This window comes from Erythrobacter sp. W36 (assembly GCF_057364935.1).
In genome coordinates this window covers 2,293,317-2,308,476 of the sequence record NZ_CP200281.1, presented here as the reverse complement: position 1 = coordinate 2,308,476, position 15,160 = coordinate 2,293,317, and the positions used below count along the sequence as shown (strand labels likewise).

17 protein-coding genes and 1 pseudogene are annotated in these 15,160 nt (G+C 60.9%); 5 read left to right on the top strand and 13 right to left on the bottom strand.

Annotation, left to right across the window (positions count from 1 at the left end; translation table 11 throughout):
* Window positions 1-5 precede the first annotated feature (5 nt).
* The 7 genes from AC0V6U_RS11185 to AC0V6U_RS11155 all read right to left on the bottom strand — a co-directional run bounded on the left by AC0V6U_RS11185 (window position 6) and on the right by AC0V6U_RS11155 (window position 4,316).
* A complete protein-coding gene (locus AC0V6U_RS11185) occupies window positions 6-509 on the bottom strand; it encodes a manganese efflux pump MntP (RefSeq protein ID WP_472643244.1) in 504 nt (167 codons plus the stop codon).
* A gap of 50 nt (window positions 510-559) precedes the next feature.
* Window positions 560-1,087, bottom strand: coding sequence for a thioredoxin family protein (locus AC0V6U_RS11180; protein ID WP_472643243.1), 528 nt, complete (start codon window positions 1,085-1,087; stop codon window positions 560-562).
* Complete coding sequence (gene ispG, locus AC0V6U_RS11175) at window positions 1,084-2,226, bottom strand: flavodoxin-dependent (E)-4-hydroxy-3-methylbut-2-enyl-diphosphate synthase (RefSeq protein WP_472643242.1); 1,143 nt, start codon at window positions 2,224-2,226, stop codon at window positions 1,084-1,086. Before ispG ends, AC0V6U_RS11180 begins: the two co-directional genes overlap by 4 nt.
* Window positions 2,227-2,352: 126 nt before the next feature.
* Window positions 2,353-2,994, bottom strand: a complete 642-nt coding sequence (locus AC0V6U_RS11170) for an NrsF family protein (RefSeq protein WP_472643241.1) — start codon at window positions 2,992-2,994, stop codon at window positions 2,353-2,355.
* Window position 2,995: 1 nt separating this feature from the next.
* A complete protein-coding gene (locus tag AC0V6U_RS11165; RefSeq protein ID WP_472643240.1) occupies window positions 2,996-3,526 on the bottom strand; it encodes a sigma-70 family RNA polymerase sigma factor in 531 nt (176 codons plus the stop codon).
* Window positions 3,527-3,541: 15 nt separating this feature from the next.
* Window positions 3,542-4,006, bottom strand: a complete 465-nt coding sequence (locus AC0V6U_RS11160) for a DoxX family protein (protein WP_472643239.1) — start codon at window positions 4,004-4,006, stop codon at window positions 3,542-3,544.
* A 28-nt stretch (window positions 4,007-4,034) separates the two neighbouring features.
* On the bottom strand, window positions 4,035-4,316 hold the full coding sequence (locus AC0V6U_RS11155) for a BufA1 family periplasmic bufferin-type metallophore (RefSeq protein WP_472645756.1): 282 nt from the start codon (window positions 4,314-4,316) through the stop codon (window positions 4,035-4,037).
* Between the two features lie 399 nt (window positions 4,317-4,715).
* On the opposite strand from AC0V6U_RS11155, the gene bufB reads away from it, so the two are divergent.
* From bufB to AC0V6U_RS11135, 4 genes are all read left to right on the top strand, one after another.
* Entirely contained in the window at window positions 4,716-5,591 is an 876-nt protein-coding gene (bufB, locus tag AC0V6U_RS11150; RefSeq protein ID WP_472643238.1) for an MNIO family bufferin maturase, read from the top strand.
* Window positions 5,588-6,376: an HvfC/BufC family peptide modification chaperone gene (locus AC0V6U_RS11145; RefSeq protein WP_472643237.1), complete on the top strand. Its 789-nt coding sequence runs from the start codon at window positions 5,588-5,590 to the stop codon at window positions 6,374-6,376. The genes bufB and AC0V6U_RS11145 overlap by 4 nt, the downstream gene beginning before the upstream one ends.
* 82 nt (window positions 6,377-6,458) lie before the next feature.
* Window positions 6,459-6,635 carry a hypothetical protein gene (locus AC0V6U_RS11140; protein ID WP_472643236.1) on the top strand — a complete coding sequence of 59 codons (177 nt, stop codon included), beginning with the start codon at window positions 6,459-6,461 and terminating at the stop codon, window positions 6,633-6,635.
* A gap of 85 nt (window positions 6,636-6,720) precedes the next feature.
* Window positions 6,721-7,500, top strand: a complete 780-nt coding sequence (locus tag AC0V6U_RS11135; RefSeq protein ID WP_472643235.1) for an alpha/beta hydrolase fold domain-containing protein — start codon at window positions 6,721-6,723, stop codon at window positions 7,498-7,500.
* Here the strand turns inward: AC0V6U_RS11135 and AC0V6U_RS11130 are convergent.
* Entirely contained in the window at window positions 7,422-8,372 is a 951-nt protein-coding gene (locus AC0V6U_RS11130; protein WP_472643234.1) for an SDR family NAD(P)-dependent oxidoreductase, read from the bottom strand. The two genes, AC0V6U_RS11135 and AC0V6U_RS11130, sit on opposite strands and share 79 nt — an antisense overlap.
* Before the next feature lie 101 nt (window positions 8,373-8,473).
* A complete protein-coding gene (locus AC0V6U_RS11125) occupies window positions 8,474-9,631 on the bottom strand; it encodes a mechanosensitive ion channel (protein WP_472643233.1) in 1,158 nt (385 codons plus the stop codon).
* A 180-nt stretch (window positions 9,632-9,811) separates the two neighbouring features.
* Between AC0V6U_RS11125 and AC0V6U_RS11120 the strand changes: the two are divergent.
* Window positions 9,812-10,880 (top strand): annotated as a pseudogene (locus AC0V6U_RS11120) (isoaspartyl peptidase/L-asparaginase family protein).
* Window positions 10,881-10,898: 18 nt separating this feature from the next.
* On the opposite strand, the gene bla reads toward AC0V6U_RS11120, so the two are convergent.
* From bla to AC0V6U_RS11100, 4 genes are read right to left on the bottom strand one after another with little or no spacing between them, the layout of a single operon-like run.
* Window positions 10,899-11,828, bottom strand: a complete 930-nt coding sequence (bla, locus tag AC0V6U_RS11115) for a class A beta-lactamase (protein WP_472643232.1) — start codon at window positions 11,826-11,828, stop codon at window positions 10,899-10,901.
* Window positions 11,825-12,742, bottom strand: a complete 918-nt coding sequence (locus tag AC0V6U_RS11110; RefSeq protein WP_472643231.1) for an RDD family protein — start codon at window positions 12,740-12,742, stop codon at window positions 11,825-11,827. The genes bla and AC0V6U_RS11110 overlap by 4 nt, the downstream gene beginning before the upstream one ends.
* Entirely contained in the window at window positions 12,739-13,803 is a 1,065-nt protein-coding gene (locus AC0V6U_RS11105) for a stage II sporulation protein M (protein ID WP_472643230.1), read from the bottom strand. The genes AC0V6U_RS11110 and AC0V6U_RS11105 overlap by 4 nt, the downstream gene beginning before the upstream one ends.
* Window positions 13,800-15,158: a DUF58 domain-containing protein gene (locus AC0V6U_RS11100; protein ID WP_472643229.1), complete on the bottom strand. Its 1,359-nt coding sequence runs from the start codon at window positions 15,156-15,158 to the stop codon at window positions 13,800-13,802. Before AC0V6U_RS11100 ends, AC0V6U_RS11105 begins: the two co-directional genes overlap by 4 nt.
* Window positions 15,159-15,160: the final 2 nt, after the last annotated feature.

Below are 15,160 nucleotides of genomic sequence, written 5' to 3'. Positions count from 1 at the left end.
TGGCCTTATCCCAAATGCTCGACAAGGATGGCAACACCAAGCGCGATAAGGATTATGCCTCCCAATCGCTCAGCCCATGGACCCAGCAAATCGCCGACCGCGCGGCCTATCGCCGCACCGGCCCCGCTTAATACAAATGTGACGGCCCCAATCAGAGCTGCAGCAGGCAATGGTGCGATACGCATGGCAGGCATGGTAAACCCCACGGCCAATGCATCGATGCTGGTGGCAAAACCTGCAATCAGCAGCGTTAGCCCTGTGAGCCGTTCTGATGCGTCAGCTTCTTTTGCGTAGCCGCCAAGCATTCGAGCGCCAAGGAAGCTCAACAGACCAAAGGCGATCCAGTGATCAATGGCTGCGAGATAGGATAGCGTGGCTTCTCCAAGACCCCAGCCGATGAGAGGCATTCCGGCTTGAAACAGGCCAAAAGTGAGCGCGATCAAGAAGCCGCCTCGCCACGAAGGTCGAAACCGTGCCCCTTGGGTCAGCGCCACGGCAAAGGAGTCCATCGCAAGTGCCACAGCAAGCAGCAGGCTTTCTACCACCAGATGGAATCCCTCTATCTTGGGTTTGTTTCACTCTTTTGTGCGACCGCCGAAAGCTCGCCATAAATCTCATCTTCGCTGCGGCTTGCGGAGTTGCGCCAAGAGGTCGCTGTGTCGGCGTTGAGCAGCTTGCCTTCTGCCGTCACGATCAGCACATTGGGCGTGCCGGGCAGGTCGTCTACGCCGAAGCGCTTAGCGATCTCTAGGTTATGTCCGTCGCCCGATTGCGGCATGCCGACATTGATGAACACCAGCTCGTATTTTTCATCGACCAGCTTGGCGAGGCGCTCGGTCTCGAGCCATCCGGCGAGCGCGCGGCTGTCATGGCACCAGTTTGCGCCCATCACCAGCATCACGAGCTTGCCGTTTGCCGCTGCGCGCTCAAAGGCGGCGTCGACATCGGCGCTCACGCTCTGCGAAACGTCATAGGCCTTGGCCTCGGGATAGTCGTGCGAAGCGGACGCGGACAGGGTGCCTGCCGCCATGACGCCGCCGGCCGCCAGCAAGCCTCCGGCCAATCCCCCAAACAGCTGCTTGATCACTCGGCCGCCTCGGCTGCGTGCGGATCAAAGGCGGTGGCTTCCCCGGCCTCGATCTTCGCTGCCTTTTCCTCGACCAGTCTGACGATGTGTTCGAGCGTGTCCTCATCGTCAATCGCATGCGCTTTCACGCCGGAGAGATAGACCATGTGCTTACCATTGCCGCCGCCGGTTAGGCCAATATCGGTCTCGCGCGCTTCGCCCGGACCGTTGACGACGCAGCCGAGCACGGAGAGCGACATCGGCGTCTTGATATGCTCGAGCCGTTTCTCCAGCGTCTCAACCGTGCGGATCACGTCAAAGCCCTGGCGTGAGCAGCTGGGGCAGGACACGACGCGAACGCCGCGTGTGCGCAGGCCCAGTGATTTGAGCATTTCATAGCCGACTTTGACTTCTTCCTCCGGCTCCGCCGACAGTGAGACGCGGATCGTGTCACCGATTCCGGCCCAGAGGAGCGAACCCATGCCGATCGAGGATTTGACCGTGCCGCCGATCAGACCGCCAGCTTCGGTAATGCCGAGGTGCAGCGGGCAATCGACGGTTTCGGCAAGGCCGTGATAGGCTGCGACCGCCAGGAACACGTCGCTGGCTTTCACCGCGACCTTAAATTCGTGAAAATCATGATCCTGAAGCAGCTTGATATGATCAAGCGCGCTTTCGATCAGCGCCTCTGGGCAGGGCTCACCGTATTTTTCCAGCAGGTGCTTCTCCAGGCTGCCTGCGTTCACGCCAATGCGGATCGCGCAGCCATTGGCCTTGGCCGCGCGAACAACTTCGCCCACGCGCTCGCTGCTGCCGATATTGCCGGGGTTGATGCGCAGGCATGCGGCGCCGCCATCGGCTGCCTCTAGCGCGCGTTTGTAGTGGAAATGAATGTCGGCGACGATCGGAATGCGTGCAGCCTTGGTGATCTTGCTAAAGGCGGCGGTGGCTTCTTCTGTCGGGCAAGACACCCGGATGATATCCGCGCCCACTTCCTCGCAGCGGCGGATCTGATCGAGCGTCGCGACCGCATCTTCGGTGGGGGTGTTGGTCATGGTTTGCACGGTGATCGGCGCATCGCCGCCCACCGGCACATCGCCAACCATGATTTGGCGGCATTGCCGCCGTTCGATATCGCGCCAGGGCCGTATTGAAGACATGCGCGATGATATAGGCGCGTTGATGGGCAGGGGCAATGACGCAGGCGCTTGAGGGGCAGGCCGCGCATACAAAAACGGCGGCCAACTGGATGCTGACCGCCGCTTAAATCTTGTGAGGTTTGGCTGTTACCAGCGGATCAGCGGGGGAACCACGATCCGGCCAATCACAGCCGCGATTGCCACGGGGGTAACATGCCACAGGCCAAGGTGCGCGACGCTGTCGACCGGGCAAGTGATGCCGTAAGCGAACGTGCCAAGCGCGCCCGCCGCCGTGCCTGTCAGCCAGCCGGAACGCTCCAGCGAGACCGGCGCGCCGCGGCGCAGCCACAGGATCGAGGCAAAGCCGACCAGCAATGCCGCAGACAGCGATGCCTTGGTGCACATCCAAGCAACCGGGGTGACCAGCTCGCCATGATCATGGCTGCCAGTCGCCACGCTAAGCGCAACAGTAAGCGGGAGGACGGCGAGCATCGCCGCGCTCCAGCCCGGTGCATTTTCGCGCTGACCAACGCGCGGGGATCCGCCCATGACCAGTGCCAATGCGCTGGCCACGCCAAGCAGCAAGACCAGGCCATTGGTGACCCAGAAGAACGAGGAGGCCTTGCCCTCGAACATGCCGAACCAGAAGTCGAACACGGCGACGGACACGCCGAATGCAACCAGCGTGGCAAAGCCCACCAGCAGCAGGCCGCCTTGAACCGTAATCCGGCGGACCGGTTCCAGATCGTCAGCCAGCCCGGCAATCATGTTTTCGCGTGATGTGTTCATCTTATTCAGCTTTCTCAACCAGCGCGGCCAGCTTCTTCAAGCCGCGATGTATATTCACTTTGACCAGACTTTCGCTCTGGCCTGTTCTTTGGGAGGCTTCGCGGATCGAAAGCCCCTCGATTTTGACCAATTCAATGGCCTCTGCCTGGCTTTCATTGAGGTGGCTAAACAGCCGCTCAAGGCTAACCCGGGCCAGGGTCACTTCTTCTTCGCTATCCTGCACCGCATCATCATCTTCGATCTCTTTGCTCTCGTGCTTGTACACTTTGCGCAAATGATCGACCCAGCGATAGCGGGCAATCGCGGCCATCCAGGGCATAAACGGACGGGTCGGATCGTAGGTCGCCCGTTTATGATGGATCGCCAGCAGCACGTCCTGCACCAGATCATCGAGCTGGGACGGGGGTACGCGCCTGCGAAAATATCTCTCCAGCCACATCCCGGCCTCTGACAGCAGCACATTATAGGCGGCTTTATCGCCGTCTTGTGCCGATGCCATCAGGCGGGCGAGGGTGGCTTCGTCAGCAATCACGGACCCCGGCTCCTATTACTGACCGCGCGCTTTGGCGATCAGAGCGTCGAGGGAAAAGATCCCGCCGCCGCGTGAGATAAGAGCCAGCGCCAGAGCGATGATCGTAACAGCCCAGCCAAAGAAGTGATCAGAGGTTGGGAAGACGAACAGCTGAATGACGATTGCCATGCCCATCAGAGCCAGCGCAGAGAACCGTGTGAACAGGCCCAGCACCAGCAGGATCGGGAACAGAAACTCGGCATAGGTAGCCATCGGCACCGCAAGGTTGGTCGGCAAAGGAAGGCCTGAAAATTCATTCTCAAAGATGAAGTATTGCACTTCACTGATCTGAAGCCAGGTGCCTTCCTCGACCTTGGTTTTGTACGACCGCCAGAACACTCCGGCGAGCGCGATGCGGGTTAAGAGCAGCGCAAGCCCCTCGAAAAATCGGCCAGATAACAGTCCGACCAACCGGTCATATAGTGAGATTACGCTGCTCATTAATTCCTCCTAGAATTCGCCGCGCTGATTAGCGCTTAATTGGCTTTAGCGAACCTTTGCCCTTTGGCGTACTGATTTTAACGCAGCTGCCTTTGTCGACATAGGTCCATGCATTTCCTTGATAATCGCGGGTCGAAGTGCCTGCACAGCTGGTGCCTGGACCGGCGGCGCAATCGTTCTTGCCTGCTTTTGAAACTCCGTAGCACTTCTCTTTTGCACCTTGCGCAGCAACTGGTGTGCTTGCAAGTCCGGCTGCGATACCGGCGGTCATGGCGAGGCCAGCGAAGGTGGCGATTGACTTGGCGTTCATGATGTTTCTCCAAACTTTAAAATCACTGTGTTGGTCCAGCTTTATGCCGGAACTGACCATGAGTTCGCGCCGCTCCGATGATTGGTTACAGCGCCGCATTTTTTTCTGAACTTCGTGAGAGACGCATGTTTGTTTGCACCGAGGTGTAACGCCTGCGCCCTTACGCGCGAACACACTTCATGAAGCCAGCATGGCAAGGCAGCGCATAAATCGCACTGCTCGGCCGCAATGCTTGGCACTGTTTCAAAGATTGGCGATGGAACGTTCAAACCTAGCATGAGCGCTTTTATCGCCAGGCGGCCTGGTGCATCTGCACGTCTTCCCATTAATCGACCCTTCAAATGGACGAGCAATGTGGGCGTACCGGGCCGCTAAATTTCTGCTATGGCGGGAAAAGTTATGCAAACCTCACACGATACAATCGCGCCTTTTGGCGGCTTTGGCCTGGGTCTCAGGCGCACGCATTACGAGGATTTCCTGGAGCGGGGCGACGGGCTGGATGTGCCGGTCGACTTTGTCGAGGTTATCTCGGAAAACTATATGATCGAAGGCGGGCGGCAGCTGCGCATTCTAGAGGCGGTGCGTGAAAAGCACCCCGTGATCATCCACGGCGTGTCGATGTCGATCGGCTCAGCGGGCGGATTGGACGCGGACTATCTCGATAAGCTCAAAGTGCTGGAGCGCCGGATCGATCCGCTATGGGTCTCTGACCATCTGTGCTGGACCCGCACCAGCGCACACAACAGCCATGATCTGCTGCCTCTTCCGCTGACCGGCGAAGCGCTCGATGCGGTCTGCGCCAATATTGACCGCGCGCAGGATCACCTCGGGCGGCCAATGCTGTTCGAAAACCCATCCAGCTATCTCACATTCCCCGAAGATGAACTGACCGAATGGGAATTCCTGTCGGAAATGGCGCGGCGCACGGGCTGCTATCTGCTGCTCGATGTGAACAATATTTACGTCAGCAGTCAGAACCACGGCTTCAGCGCGGATGACTATCTCACTGGCCTGCCATTGGACCGCGTTCGTCAGATCCATCTCGCAGGGCACGACCCAGCGACGGAGCAGCGCGATATCATCATCGACACGCATGACCGCGAGGTCTGCGATGAGGTGTGGGCGCTTTATGCCAAGGCCTTGCGCATGCTGCCCGGACCGGTTGCGACCATGATTGAGCGTGATGACAATATCCCGCCGCTGGGCGAGCTGCTGGCAGAGCTGGAGCGCGCGCGCGGGCTCGCCGATGAAGTGCGTGAGCCTGTTCCCGCATGAACGCCGCTGATCTCGCGCAGCAGCAGGCCGCCTTTATGGCGCAGGTGCTCGATGAAAATGCTCCTTTGCCAGAGGGTTGGGGCAATTCGCAGGCCGCCGGAATGCAGGTTTACCGCGGCAATTACCGCTCTGCCTTGATGGATGCGCTCAGCGATACGTTTGAGCGGGTGAAGCAATATGTCGGTGATGCGCCTTTTGCTCAGGTGGCGGCGCACCATGCGATCGCCAATCCCCCGGCCAGCTGGACGATTGATGATGCGGGCGCGGGCTTTGATGAAAGCTGCGCTCAGCTGTTCGGCAACAATCCAGAAGTGGCCGAGCTGGCTTGGCTCGAATGGACCATGCTTGGGTTGGCTACGGCGCCGGATGCTGAGCCGCTCGATGGCGCGGGCTTTGGCGCGGCCACGGCGGAGTTTGGCGATGAAGACTGGGGCGCGATGAAGCTGGCGCTTGCCCCGCGTGCCGCCGCGCGCGAGGTCGCGCATGATCTCACCGCGATCTGGAACAGCCTCAGCGAAGACGGCGCAGAACTGGGCGAGTTTACGCTCGAAAGCCCCGGCGGATGCTTGGTATGGCGTGAAGGCGAACAGCCGGTTTTCATCATGGTCAATGCCGAGCAAGCACGGGCATTTCGCGCGGTTCAAAGCGGCGCTAGTTACGGCGAGATCTGCATGCTGCTGGCAGGCGACAATGCCGGTGAGCAAGACATCGCCGATGCGGCGATGCGCGCTGGCGCGATGCTGGGCGGCTGGCTCAATGATGGGCTCATCATCGAGCTCGCCTGACCCGGTCTTGGCATTCGCCGATGCGCGCGCCGACTTGACTTCGAGCGCCGCTGCTTCAGTCTCTTACCCAAAGGGAGAGACCATGCTTAGCGAAACATCGATTGAACTGCGCAGCGCCAAGGCCAGCCTTACCATGCGGCTGGTCAAATGGATCATGTCGCGCAAAACCCCTGTTTTTCCGCATGATGCGGGCGATTTTGCCGCCTATATGGCCTCGCGCAAACTCCCCAACGACGCGCCTATGCCTAGCCAAGTTTGAGCAGCAATTTCGCGTCGAACATTGGGAGGCGGAAGGGCAGAAGCTTGTCACACTGCACCCCAAATCCGGCCCGGCGGACTGGCATATGCTCTATTTCCACGGCGGGGGTTTTGTCCTGCCGATGTTCAAGGAGCACTGGCCGCTCGCTGCCGAACTGGTCGGTCAGGCGGGCGTCAGCATCACCTTACCGATGTATGAGGTCGTGCCGGAAAGCCATTATTCGCGCGCTGACAAACTGGCGGATGCGGCGTTCGCTAAGCTCGCCGAGGCGCATGATCCGCAGCGTATTGTGATCTGCGGCGACAGCGCTGGCGGTCATATGGCGCTCAGCCTCGCCTTGCGGCTGGCGAAGGCAGGCGGACCGCAGGCGGGTAAGCTTGCTCTATTCGCGCCGTGGCTTGATATGACTATGGCCGATCCGGCGATGCAGGCGGTGGAGCCGCATGACATCATGCTGAAGATCGGCACTTTGCGCGGCTGCGGCGCGATGTTCGCCGATGAGCGCGATCCAGCCACCGCTGAGTGCAGCCCGCTATACACAGCGCCAGAGGCGCTGGCGCAATTGCCGCTGCGGCGCGCATTTTCACTGGGCGGCACGATCTGTTCATCATCGACAGCCGCACCTTTACGCATAAGCTGCGCGATGCGGGCGTTGATGCAAAGCTCTATGAATATGAGGGCGCGCCGCATGTGTTCATGGCGGTCACGCCAACGCGCGAGGCGAAGGATGTGTTCGCGCTGGTCCGGCAGTTTTTGGCTGAGGCTTAGCGCAGCTCCGGCGCGGGATCAGGCGCTAAAGCTCTCGCCCACCATCTGCTCGCTCAGCGCCCACAGGCGGTCCGCATTGCCCTTGTCGAGCGCATAGCTGCGCACCCCGCCTTTGGTGGATTGGTCATCAATTTCCGCGACGTGGCAATCCTCGCAATAAAGCCCGCCCTTGCCATCCAGCTCCGGCGTGGTCGCGGCCCAGGTCTGCGTCGCCGCGCCTTGAGGGATGCTTTTGAAAGCAAAGTTCGGATCGCTGCTGGTCACTCGCTCAATGAGCGCCTGCTCCTGCTCTTCGCTCAAGTGCCGGCTGAGATTGGTGTTTATCCCGCCCGGATGCACGGCAAAGGCATGGACCCCGCGCCCAGCAAAGCGGTCCTCCAGACCCACGGTGAACAGCACATTTGCGGATTTGGATTGGCCGTAGCTTAGCCATTCATTGTAATCGCGGCTTTCAAAATTGGGGTCGTCCAGATCAACCGGGCCAATGTGATGACCGCGGCTGGATAGGTTGACGATGCGCTTGTTTGCGCCCGCCTCAACCAGCGGCATTAGGCCCTTGGTCAGCAGGAAATGGCCCAGGTGATTGGTGCCGAATTGCCGCTCAAACCCGTCCGCTGTCGCTTCCTTGGGGCAGGCCATCACGCCGGCATTGTTGATCAGCAAGTCGATCTTGGCAAAGCGCTCATTTGCCTCTGCGCTGCACGCGCGCACGCTATCCAGCGAGCCGAGATCGCAAATGATCGTCTCCAACAGAGCGCTGGGCGTTTCCGCCGCAATGCTGCGCTTGGCCTCATCGAGCTTTGTCTGAGATCGGCCAGCCAGCACAATATGCGCGCCCTTGGCCGCCATCGCCCGCGCGGTCTCCAGACCTAGCCCTGAATTGCCGCCAGTGATGAACACGGTTTTGCCCGATAGATCCACGCCCGACAGCACTTCGTCCGTGGTCGATTGCGCGCCAAATTTGCTCATGTCCGATCTATCCCTTCGTCACATACAAGAGGGGCGCGGTAACATAGCCACCGCGCCCCGTCATGTGCATAGCCGCTCAATCAAGCAGCTATGGGGAGAGTTTATTTGTCGAATTGCTCCAGCTTCTTGGCGGCCCATTCGCGCCCACCAAGACCGAAGGCCAGCGATGCAGCGACTGCGCCGCCGATCACCAATGCGCCAAACGCCATTTCGACGATTTCATTGCCGACACCCATGAAGCGCAGGCCCATGAAGGTGAACAGCAGCATAGCGGCATAGCGAACCACAGTGCCTGCTGTTTCACTGCCCCCGGTGCCGCCAACCAGCTTGCCGATCAAATTGGCGATCATGAAGCCAGCGGCGATTACGATACCGCCAAACACGACCTTTCCGCCGAGCGCGAGCACTTCGCTGAGGATTTCATTCACCTCTGGGAAGTTCAGCAGGCGGGTCGCCATGATGGCAACGAACAGCATGATGGCAACTTGCGCAACGCGCGCAATAACCGCGCTGGCGCTGGTGCCTTCTGGCAGCAGGCCAATCGCTGCAACCGGACGATCAATGCCCAGTCCTGACAACACTTCGGACAGGATGCCGACCACAAACTTGCTGATCATAAAGCCGATGCCGAGCAAGATGCAGGCGCCAAGAATGTTCGGAATAGCGCCCAGGAACATCGCCAGCATATCAGTGGCCGGGCCAGAGATCGATTGAATGTCGAGCACGCCGAGAGCGCCGATAACAACCGGGATGGCGATCAATGCATAGATAATCGTGCCCAGCGTCTTGCTGATCGCATTGTTGCCGGTGACCTCGTCGACGCCGCCTTTGTTGGCCCATTTGTCGAGGTTGAGCGTTTGCATCGCGGTGATCGCAATATCGCGGACAATACCGGCAATCATCAGGCCGATGAACAGCAGCAAGCCAGCGCCGACCAAGTTCGGGATATAGCCCATAACAGTGTTGAGCAGCTCGTTGATCGGGCCTGCGACCCCATCGAGCTCAAGCACTTGCAAGATGCCGAGCAGGCCAAACAGCCAGATCAGCAAAGAGACAATTTTACCGAGCGAAGCGCCGATGCTCTCGCCGCTACCGGCGGTGCGCTGAAAAATGCCGACTCTATCGACGAGCGCCGCGAAAGCCCATTTGGCTGCTTTCGCGAGCAGCCATGTGACGACCAAGATTGCGACTGCGAAAGCTGCCTTTTCAAGCAGCTCCATCGCCAGTGCTTGGTCAAATTGATAGTTGCCAATTTGCATGAGAAATCCCCTAGTTTGCTGGCGCAAGACTATAGGTTCCTGCGGCAAGCGAACAGCGGCGAGATGTAAACTCTCGTTACGCGGGGCCTGTTATTTGGCTCTGGTCTAATCAGATCAGCGGGTTATGGTTCGGCCATGCAAAACACGCTCCCACGATCCGTTTTTGGTCTGCTTTCAGCGATGCTGCTGGCGGGCTCCCTTCATACAACCGCCGCGGCGCAGGACCCGAATGAGCCGCGCTGGTCGCTCGCGATCCACGGCGGGGCGGGCACGCTTGATCCAGAGCGGATCACGCCGGAGCTGCGCGCTGAGTATGAGGCGGCGCTGCAAGATGCGCTTGATCGCGGCACGCAGATTTTGAAAGACGGCGGCAGCGCGGTTGATGCGGTGAAGGCGGCGATTGTTCCGCTGGAGGACAATCCGCTGTTCAACGCTGGGCGCGGCGCGGTGTTCACCTGGGAGGGCGAAAACGAGCTCGATGCCTCGATCATGGTCGGTAATGACCGCAGCGCAGGCGCTGTCACCGGGGTCAAAGCGATCAAGAACCCGATTTTGCTCGCCGATAAAGTGCGCACCGAGAGCCGCCATGTGTTCCTGAGCGGGGCGGGCGCGGAAGAATTCGCAGCTGACAAGGGCCTTGAGACCGCTGGGCCAGAATGGTTCGCGACCGAGCGGCGGCGTGAGGCGCTGGAGCGGATGAAAGCGCGTCAGCTTTCTGCGATTGATGTTGACCACAAATTCGGCACCGTGGGCGCAGTGGCGCTCGATCTCAGCGGCAATTTGGCCGCAGGCACATCGACCGGCGGGATGACCGGCAAGCGTTGGGGCCGCATTGGGGATTCTCCCATGATTGGCGCTGGCAATTATGCCGACAATCGCTCCTGCGCGGTCTCGGCCACGGGCTCAGGCGAATATTTCATCCGGGTGGGCGTCGCGAAAGAGATTTGTTCGCGGCTGCGCTTCCGCTTCGACAAGGAAATTGACGCGGCGCAAGCGACCGTGCCGGTCGATGCCCAAGGAAACCCCGCATACATCGTGCACGCTTCTGAATTTATGTTCGACGAGGCAATCGTGCAGGAGGAGGCCGATGCGGTCATGGCCGAGGTCAAGGATTTGGGCGGCAGCGGCGGCGTGATCCTGGTGACAGCCGGCTGGCTATGCGCTCTACAGCTTCAACACCACCGGCATGTACCGGGGCCGGGCGACCAGCGACGGCGTCAATGAAGTGGCGATCTTTGCGGGCGAATAGCGCTAAGTTGCAAACGGCTTAGCCGCGCGCAAAATCGACCAGCACTTTGCCGATCTCAGCTAGCAATGCTTCTGCGGCTGGCTCCACCCGCTGATGCGTGCCCTTCGCGCGGAAATATGCAGCAAAGACGATTGGCGCTCTGCCCGGCGGCTCGGCAAAGCCAATATCGACATACAGGCTGCCCATACCCGGCCAGAACGATGTACCGGTCTTGTCGCCAGAGGACCAATTCTCAGGCAGGCCCGCTCGCACGCGTTTGAGCCCGGTCTGCGTCTCCGCCATCCATCTGCGCAATTGCCCGCGTTCCTGCCGTGGTAGAACATCGCCATAAGTCAGCTTGGCAAGGGTGCGGGCCATGGCGAGCGGGGTGGAGGTGTCGCGAACCTCGCCCAGCGGCACATGGTTGAGTGCAGGCTCGATCCGGTCCAGTCGGCTGTTATCATCGCCAATTTCGCGCCAGAACTGGTTGAGCGCCTCCGGTCCACCAAACTCTCTCAGCAGGACATTGGCCGCCGTGTTGTCAGAGGTCTTTTGTGTCGCCTCGGCGAGTTCACGCAGGGTCGCCCCTTGCTGAAGGCGAGGCGTGGTGAAGGGGGCGTAGGATAGCAACTCCTCTTCGCTCCAGCGCACGTTGCGGTCGGCATCGATTGCGCCAGAGGCGTGGCGAGCCAGCACCAGCGCAGCAAGTGAGGTCTTGAAGGATGAGCAATGGCCAAACCGCACGGCGCCATTGTGGCTGATCGATTGCCCGGTTCCAGTATCTATGATGGCCGCGCCCAATGCGCCGCCAGCGCTTGCCGCCTCAAGAATACGCAGCCGGGCCGAAAGCCGCCCGAGCGCGCTTTGATCAATCGGTACGCAGGCCGCCGCCGCGCTTGCCAGCATTCCGGATAGAACCGCGCGCCGCTGAGCCGTGGACGTTCCCTTAGGATCGCCGGACGTGCTCATGCGAACTTGTTCTGTTTGCGTTTGCCAAAGCGCATATCGTTTTCCAGCTTCGCTCTCAGCTGCGCATAAAACGCCTCTAGGAAAGCCCGCTCATCACCGGCGCCCGGATCCCATCCGATCTTGCCGCAAATGGTCGCGTGGACCGCCGAAATCGCCTCGCCCCGCCCGTCGCGTAGCACCTGCTCCAGCGTTTGCAATTCATGCTCCCCGTAAACCGACAGCTCTTCATCACCAAAGTCATAGCGCGCGCCGGTAACGCCGCTCTGCCCGCGCGCGGCGCCCTGCGTGGACAGCGCCTCGGCCAGCTTCGTGCGCGGAGCCTCGACCACCCAAGTGCCCGCGATTACATCGCCAGCGCGCAAAGCATCTTTGTTGAAGAATGGGAAGGCCATGAACACCATGAACCAGGCTAGCCCGGCTAGCCCAGCATTGCCCATCTCGCCCGTGGGGGCGAAGATCAGGAAGACGAGCGGCATGAACAGCTCAATATCGCGCAGCAGATTGCGCGCCAGCACGGCTTCTGCGGTGAGGCGTCCGCCATCGCGCGCGGCGATGCGTATCCCGGTTGCGCGTTTGCCCAAGGTCGCCCCGCGCGGGCCGAGCTCAAAGGCGAGGAAATAGCCATAGCGCGCCAGGAACAGGATCAGGATGAAGACGATGACGATGAACTCTCCAGCGCCCGAGACGCTTTCTTCCATACCGTCCGCGATTTGATCAAAAAGCCCCGATGCGAGCCAGCTCATCAACAGGACGAAGATCGTCAGACCGACATAGAGCAGCACGAAATCGAGCACCAATGCGCCCACCCGCGACCCGCGTGATGCGACCACGATCGGCACACTGATACCCTCTGGCGTGACCAGAGTGCGCTGTCTCTTGTTGACATATTGGTAGCTGCTGGCCGCCGCGCTCATGCGGTGTCCTCAATATTCTTGGGCCGATAGGCAAAGAAATAGGCGAGCCACAGCGCGAGCATAGTGCCGCCGATCAAGAAGCGGTCTTCCATGCCGCCGACCAATTGGCGCGGGAAAGCCTCCAGGATCGCGGCAACCACCATCATCAGCACCACGCCCGCCATCACGGCTGCGCCGCGCCGCCCGCTTTCCGCCGCTGCGGTTAGGACAGAGCGTTGGCCGGGGAATGCCATAGAGCGTCCGATGTGGAGACCCGCTGCGCCCGATAGCAGGATCGCGAACAGCTCCGTCGTGCCGTGGACGCTCAGCCATGCGGCGAATTCCACCATCAACCCTTGGCCCGCAAACAGCCACATCATCGCGCCCAGCACCGCCATATTGTGCACTAGCAGCATCAGCGAGGGGATGCCGAACGCGAAGCCAAGCGCGAAGGCGAGGATCGCGACCCCGGCATTGTTGCTGAACAGGCTGGCGGCGAACACGGATAGGCCGCTCGCATCCTGTTCCACAGCGAGCGATTCTTGCAAAACTTCGCGGCTTGCGCCCGGCACGCGGGTGTCGAGGAATTGGGTGGGCACGAGGCGGAAATACCATTCGCGGTCTTGCACCACGAGCAGCCAGCCGACCACTGTGCCTGCGACCATCACGGCCAAGGCGATGCAAATCTCTAGCGAGATCTCGCGCACCGCGCGGCTCCACCCGCCAAACAGAAAGGAACGCAGCCAGCCGCCAAATCCCTGGCGCGGCCCGTAAACCTGGAACCAGGCGCGCTGAACCAGGCTCTCCAAATAGCGTAAGGTTGACGCATCGAGCGAGGTCTCGCGCGCAACCGAAAGGCTGGAGGCCGCCGTGCGGTAAAGGGTGGGCAGGGCGAGCAAATCCTCATCGCTCACCCGCCGCAATCCGCCGCGCTCCATGCGTTTCAGGATCTCTTCAAGCCGCCGCCAATCGCCTTCGCGCTCCAGACGGAAACGGTCGGAACGCAGCGCCGCGCTCTCAATATCGGCGGGCGCTTCGATCTGGGTTTTGCCAAACCAGCTGGAGATAACAGGGGCCTTCATCCTATCGCCTCGCTGTTCTTGATCATGAAATAACGGTCGATCAGCTGATAGCCGATCTGATCCCACGGGGCCTCAATCACATCGACACCCATGCGGCGCAGGCGTTGCAGCACGACGCGGCGCTGATTGGCCAGCGTATCGGCGGTGACGCTGCGCGCGAGCACGGCGATGTCTGAGGGCTCCTCGGCGATGAATTCCTCCAGCTCGCTATCCGCGATGGTGACGAACAGGACGAGATGCTTGTCAACGAGCCTGCCAAGGCTTTCGATCATCAGTTCCGCTGCGGTGGGGTCGGTGAAATCGGAAAACAGAATGATCAAAGAGCGGCGCTGAAGCTTGGCGGTCAGGGTCGCGAGCGCGAGAGTAAAGTTCGGCTCTGTGCTGGTGTAATCGAGCGAGGCCGCGGCGCTTTGCAGGCGGTGGAATGCGCGCGCATCGCCAACGAAGGGGGTCATCACTTGCGGGCGCTGATCAAAGCCAAAGAGTGAAACGCGGTCCCCGCTTTTGAGCGCGACATAGGATGCGGTGAGGGCGGCGGAGACGGCCCGGTCAATGCGCGGCATGCCGTCCACCGGCTCGCACATCGCCTGTCCGCAATCGAACGCGAAGACGATCTGATTGTTACGCTCACTTTCGTTCTCGCGGGCGTAAAGCTTGGTATGGCGGGCGCTGGCTTTCCAGTCGATCCGGCGGCGGTCCATGCCGGGCTCGTATTCTGACAAAGCCTCAAATTGCGTGCCTTCGCCGCGAATGCGCCGGGCGATCAGGCCGGTTTGGGCATCGCGCAGAAAGGTCTGAAGCTCGCGGCTGCGCACGGGTGAGAGGTCGGGCCAGATCCTGAGTTCGGTATCGAGCTCGCGGCTTTGTTGGCGCGCGCCAAGACCCAGCGGCCCGGCCCAGCGCAGCCATGCGCGCGGAACCTGCGCGGTGCCGCGCCGCTCCGGCTTGGTCTGATAGGTGCCGGCGTAGTAATTTTCGGTGGAATGCGGGGTTAGGCTCAGCTCTGCGCGGCCGCCGCCGCCAAGGCGCGGATCAAACTCCAGCGCGCCTTCGACCCGCGAAATCTGCCCGCCGGTAAATTCGGCCAACATGGTGAGCGCAGCAGGCTGACCCACCTCGGCATCGCGCGGCGCGCGTACGTCCCACTCCCCAGCGCGCCCAGCGAGCCCTGCATCGAGCACGATCAGTAGGAGCAGGACAACCGCCGCCGCCGGGGCCGCGATCCATGTGCCCGGCGCCATCGCCGCGATCACCAGCGCGACGGGCGCAAAACCAGCCGCCAGCCACGCCGCGCGCTCTGTCGGCACGATCGGCAGGCTGGGCAAATTGGCCAGTTTGGGCAAAGCGAGAGCCATGG

What these genes read in the sequence shown, in the direction of transcription:
- AC0V6U_RS11140 (WP_472643236.1), top strand. Translation starts at nt 6,459, where the DNA reads ATGCTTAGCGAAACATCGATTGAACTGCGCAGCGCCAAGGCCAGCCTT.
- AC0V6U_RS11170 (WP_472643241.1), bottom strand. Translation starts at nt 2,994, where the DNA reads ATGAACACATCACGCGAAAACATGATTGCCGGGCTGGCTGACGATCTG.
- AC0V6U_RS11105 (WP_472643230.1), bottom strand. Translation starts at nt 13,803, where the DNA reads ATGAAGGCCCCTGTTATCTCCAGCTGGTTTGGCAAAACCCAGATCGAA.
- AC0V6U_RS11145 (WP_472643237.1), top strand. Translation starts at nt 5,588, where the DNA reads ATGAACGCCGCTGATCTCGCGCAGCAGCAGGCCGCCTTTATGGCGCAG.
- AC0V6U_RS11130 (WP_472643234.1), bottom strand. Translation starts at nt 8,372, where the DNA reads ATGAGCAAATTTGGCGCGCAATCGACCACGGACGAAGTGCTGTCGGGC.
- ispG (WP_472643242.1), bottom strand. Translation starts at nt 2,226, where the DNA reads ATGTCTTCAATACGGCCCTGGCGCGATATCGAACGGCGGCAATGCCGC.
- AC0V6U_RS11125 (WP_472643233.1), bottom strand. Translation starts at nt 9,631, where the DNA reads ATGCAAATTGGCAACTATCAATTTGACCAAGCACTGGCGATGGAGCTG.
- AC0V6U_RS11135 (WP_472643235.1), top strand. Translation starts at nt 6,721, where the DNA reads ATGCTCTATTTCCACGGCGGGGGTTTTGTCCTGCCGATGTTCAAGGAG.
- AC0V6U_RS11155 (WP_472645756.1), bottom strand. Translation starts at nt 4,316, where the DNA reads ATGAACGCCAAGTCAATCGCCACCTTCGCTGGCCTCGCCATGACCGCC.
- bla (WP_472643232.1), bottom strand. Translation starts at nt 11,828, where the DNA reads ATGAGCACGTCCGGCGATCCTAAGGGAACGTCCACGGCTCAGCGGCGC.
- AC0V6U_RS11185 (WP_472643244.1), bottom strand. Translation starts at nt 509, where the DNA reads ATGGACTCCTTTGCCGTGGCGCTGACCCAAGGGGCACGGTTTCGACCT.
- AC0V6U_RS11100 (WP_472643229.1), bottom strand. Translation starts at nt 15,158, where the DNA reads ATGGCTCTCGCTTTGCCCAAACTGGCCAATTTGCCCAGCCTGCCGATC.
- bufB (WP_472643238.1), top strand. Translation starts at nt 4,716, where the DNA reads ATGCAAACCTCACACGATACAATCGCGCCTTTTGGCGGCTTTGGCCTG.
- AC0V6U_RS11110 (WP_472643231.1), bottom strand. Translation starts at nt 12,742, where the DNA reads ATGAGCGCGGCGGCCAGCAGCTACCAATATGTCAACAAGAGACAGCGC.
- AC0V6U_RS11160 (WP_472643239.1), bottom strand. Translation starts at nt 4,006, where the DNA reads ATGAGCAGCGTAATCTCACTATATGACCGGTTGGTCGGACTGTTATCT.